Source organism: Peptoniphilus indolicus ATCC 29427, from assembly GCF_000227315.1.
GTDB lineage: Bacteria > Bacillota > Clostridia > Tissierellales > Peptoniphilaceae > Peptoniphilus > Peptoniphilus indolicus.
Genome location: NZ_JH165116.1, coordinates 1 through 1286, shown reverse-complemented (window position 1 = coordinate 1286; position 1286 = coordinate 1). Strand labels below are relative to the sequence as shown.

1 protein-coding gene is annotated in these 1286 nt (G+C 29.3%); it reads left to right on the top strand.

From position 1 onward, the window contains the following. Positions 1-175 precede the first annotated feature (175 nt). Positions 176-1286, top strand: a 1111-nt coding sequence (locus tag HMPREF9129_RS10205) for an IS1182 family transposase (RefSeq protein WP_004823532.1), incomplete at its 3' end; no start/stop codon positions are given.

Sequence of the window (1286 nt, the reverse complement as noted above, 5' to 3'; positions counted from 1 at the left end):
CATAAAGATAAATTAGTTTATATAGTGGGTTATATGATTAATTATTGGCATAAAAAAAGAAATAGTTGGCTATTTCACAGACTGTTGACAAAGTAGGTGCAAATACACCTACTTTTTAAATTGAGATGATACAAACATAAAATTTTATGTAAATATAATAATAAGGAGGTTGCAAATGTTACACAAACAAGAAGAAAATAAAACAACGCAAGTTCAAATAGTATCAGTAGAAGAATTAGTTCCTAAAAATCACCTGCTCAGAAAAATAGATAAATACATAGATTTTAACTTCATATACGACATAGTAAAAGATAAATATTGTTTAGATAATGGAAGACCAAGCATAGACCCCGTTGTTTTAATGAAGATAGTATTCATACAATACCTTTTTAATGTCAAAAGCATGAGACAAACAATAAAAGAAATAGAAGTAAACATTGCATATAGATGGTTTTTAGGATTTGGATTTAACGATACAATACCCCATTTCACAACATTTAGCCAAAACTATAGAAGACGATTTAAATACACAGACATCTTTAATGAAATCTTTAATAACATATTAATGCAAGCATCAAAAAAGAAACTTATAGACTCATCAATCCTTTTTGTAGATTCTACACATGTCAAAACACATGCAAATAGACACAAAAACAAGAAGATAGAAATTGAACAAAGCATTAAATCATATCAAAAAGAACTAAATAAAGAGATAGATAAAGATAGAAAAGAGCATAATAAAAAATCATTAAATTTAAAAGAAGAAAAAAAGGAGACTAAGAAGATTATAAAGTCAACCACAGACCCTGAAAGTGGTTTGTTTCATAAAGGCGAACATAAAGAAGTATTTGCATACTGCGTTCAAACCGCATGCGATAAAAACGGTTGGCTACTAGGATATGAAGCATTCCCCGGGAATCTACATGATAGCAAAACCTTTATGCCTTTTTATCAAAATGAAATAAAAAAACTAAACCCAACAAAAATAGTTATGGATGCAGGATATAAGACAGCGGCTATAGCAAGAATGTTAATAAAAGATGGGATATTACCGGTATTACCATATACTGCCCCAAGAAAAAAACCAAATGTTGAAAGTCCGCTATATAAAAGAGACTTTGTTTATGATGAATACTACAATTGCTACATATGTCCAAAAGAAGAAATACTAAAATATTCAACAACAGATAGAAATGGATACAAACTGTATAAAAGCGATCCTAAAAAATGCGAACACTGTCAATACTTACCAATATGCACTCATAGTAAGAACCATCAAAAAGTGG